We start from the raw sequence: 3,004 nt of genomic DNA, 5'->3' as shown, positions 1-3,004 counted from the left end.
TTCAAGAGCGCGCTCTACGATGCTGATCGCACGATCGACACCGGCACAAAAGCCACGAGGGTTAGCTAACATTATTTTCATTTCATTGCTCATCATTTACCGCGGTACTAAGGTTGTTTCTATAGAGTTCGCTGTCAGCGAGGTTCGCATTCTACAGTGAAGCGCCTAGACAGTGAAGCTCTGGGTTGCATCACACCTGTAAGGCGATGTTATTCTACTGTTAAGATAGTGATTAGCCGCTAAGATAGCTACTCCACCGTTAAGACACTTAGTCCACAGCTAAGATGTTAACGTCAAACGTAACGTCTTGGCCGGCTAATGGGTGATTAAAATCAACCGTCACTGAATCACCCGCGATCTCAGTGATAATACCTGGAATTTCCATACCGTCAGGACCAGAGAAAGCCATAATAGTGCCAACTTCGACTTCAGAGTCGCCAACAAACTTAGCACGATCCATATGATGGATATGATCTGGATTTGGCATACCAAACGCGTCTTCCGCCTTCAATTCGATAGATTTTTCAGTCCCCGTTTCAAGGCCAATCAGGCACTGTTCAAAGTTCTCACTTAGGCTGCCATCACCCATCACGAACTTAGCGGGCTTACCCATATTTTCGGTGCTATCGGCAACTGAACCATCCTTCATTTTAATCGTAAAATGTAGAGTTACTGCTGAATCATTTTTAATTGCTGCCACGTTACTTTCCTTAGATTTCTTTATTATTTGAGAATGCATTTTGCTTTGCTCTCATATTACTTGCAGCATAAAAAAAAGCGCCGTCGGAATCAACCGACAGCGCTTAGGGCTATTCTATTCTGTGAGTCATAGGCTGACTTTAGGACAATCTATTACAAAGCGATTTGCTTGATACTCATTAATGTCTGAGTAGTCTATTGGCTTTCATCTTTCTTACGGAAACCATCTAAGATGATCATCGCGGCGCCGATACAGATTCCCATATCCGCTAGGTTAAATGCAGGCCAGTGGTAAGTACCCCAATAGAAGTCTAAGTAATCGACGACAAAGCCATGTACAACACGGTCGAACACGTTACCAACAGCGCCACCAATGATGATCGCATAAGCAATGTTGTTCCACTTATCTGTTGCTGGTAGCTTGCTCATCCAGTACGTCAGCATCCCCGTTACCGCAAATGCGATACCAGTAAATAACCAGCGCTGCCAACCACTTTGATCACTCAAGAAGCTAAATGCTGCACCGTAGTTATGCACGTACAAAAAGTTAAAGAATGGCAACACCTCAATGCGGTTTGCCCAGCCATAACCCATGTTGTCCATAACAAAGAGTTTGATACCGATATCAGCAAGGAAGACTAGTAGGGCCAACCATAACCAACGCACACCAGATTGTTTTAACGAAACTTCACTCATTTCTATTCCTAGTATTTACGAAGTTGGTATTCACTGTTACTCAATTTAAGTGACCTTGATTACCAAACTTGGCTAAACACATTTCCTATAATTAAAAATAACCCCAGTTGGTACTGGGGCTATGATTTTTACAAAAAGTTCAGTATTTCTCTGAGTCGTTATGCGTACTTACGCACTTCGCCTTCACCGTCGATGTTCGACACACAACGACCACAAACTTTCTCGTGACCTTCAATTGTGCCTACATCTGGAGTGTGGTGCCAGCAACGGTCACACTTCTCAGCTTCAGTTGCTGCAACTTCAACGTACAGACCTTCAACGTCTGTCGCTTGAGCTGTATCAGACTTATCGCTAAGTGGTTTAACAACCGCAGCAGAAGTAATAAGTACGAAACGTAGCTCATCTTCTAGCTTGTTGATTTTTGCCGCTAGTGCATCGTCAGCGTATAGAGTAACTTCAGCCTGCAGAGCGCCACCGATTGTTTTCTCTTTACGAGCATCTTCAAGAAGCTTGTTCACTGCGCCACGAACTGACTGGATTTCAGTCCAGAATTCGTTGCTTAGCTCTTCGTCGTCAGCAAGACCAAATAGGCCTTCGAACCACTCGCCTGTGAATACAAACGTGTCGCGTTCGCCTGGCATCTCGTTCCAGATTTCATCTGCAGTGAACGACATGATAGGAGCCATCCAACGAACTAGAGCTTCTACGATGTAGTAAAGCGCCGTTTGGCAGCTACGTTGAGCATGGCTGCCCTGCTTCGCTGTGTACTGACGGTCTTTAATTACGTCTAGGTAGAAAGAACCCATTTCGATAGAACAGAACTGCATTAGACGTTGAGTTACACCGTGAGTATTGTACTCACCGTATGCTTTAACGATCTCTTCTTGTGCAGCTTGAGCACGGCCAACAGCCCAGCGATCAAGTGCTACCATTTCTTCAGCAGGAACTAGGTCAGTTTCAGGGTTGAAACCGTTCAAGTTCGCTAGGAAGAAACGAGCCGTGTTACGAATACGACGGTAAGCATCAGCAGAACGCTTAAGAATCTCGTCAGAAACCGCAACTTCGTTAGTGTAATCCGTAGAAGCAACCCATAGACGTAGAATATCTGCGCCTAGTTTGTTCGTTACATCTTTAGGAGCAACAACGTTACCGATAGATTTAGACATCTTACGGCCGTTACCATCAACCACGAAACCGTGCGTTAGCACTTGCTTGTATGGTGCTTCGTCTTTCATCGCGATAGATGAAATCAAAGAAGACTGGAACCAGCCACGGTGTTGGTCAGAACCTTCAAGGTAAAGATCAGCACTGTGCGTTCTTTCTTCATTCGGGAAGTTGTACTCTTCACGAGAATCCACAACAGAGAAGTGCGTTACACCTGAGTCGAACCATACGTCTAACGTATCAAGTACTTTCTCGTACTTGTCAGCGTCTTCAGCACCCATCAGTTCAGCAGCATCTACATCCCACCAAGCTTGAATGCCTTTTTCTTCCACAAGCTTCGCTACTTTTTCAATAAGAGTTGGGCTATCTGGATGAAGTTCTGATGTTTCTTTATGAACGAACAGAGCAATTGGCACACCCCAAGTACGTTGACGAGAGATACACC

General features: G+C 44.8%; 4 protein-coding genes. All 4 read right to left on the bottom strand.

What is annotated here, in order from left to right; translation table 11 throughout:
• Window positions 1-93, bottom strand: a 93-nt coding sequence (locus tag AB4496_RS22605; protein ID WP_372132042.1) for a hypothetical protein, incomplete at its 3' end; no start/stop codon positions are given.
• A 175-nt stretch (window positions 94-268) separates the two neighbouring features.
• On the bottom strand, window positions 269-700 hold the full coding sequence (gene fkpB / locus AB4496_RS22600) for an FKBP-type peptidyl-prolyl cis-trans isomerase (protein WP_009848446.1): 432 nt from the start codon (window positions 698-700) through the stop codon (window positions 269-271).
• Window positions 701-894: 194 nt separating this feature from the next.
• Window positions 895-1,395 (bottom strand): signal peptidase II, encoded by a 501-nt coding sequence (lspA, locus tag AB4496_RS22595; protein ID WP_009848445.1) that lies wholly within the window; start codon window positions 1,393-1,395, stop codon window positions 895-897.
• A 158-nt stretch (window positions 1,396-1,553) separates the two neighbouring features.
• The coding region (locus tag AB4496_RS22590; RefSeq protein WP_372132041.1) for a class I tRNA ligase family protein at window positions 1,554-3,004 on the bottom strand (1,451 nt) is incomplete at its 5' end.

The organism is Vibrio sp. 10N.222.46.A1 (genome assembly GCF_041473595.1).
Lineage (GTDB): Bacteria > Pseudomonadota > Gammaproteobacteria > Enterobacterales > Vibrionaceae > Vibrio > Vibrio tasmaniensis_A.
Note: the sequence above shows the minus strand (reverse complement) of the source record. Positions and strands in the feature narration are given on the sequence as shown.

Excerpts from the sequence above, each read along its gene's own strand:
- lspA (WP_009848445.1), bottom strand. The coding sequence starts at position 1,395 with ATGAGTGAAGTTTCGTTAAAACAATCTGGTGTGCGTTGGTTATGGTTG.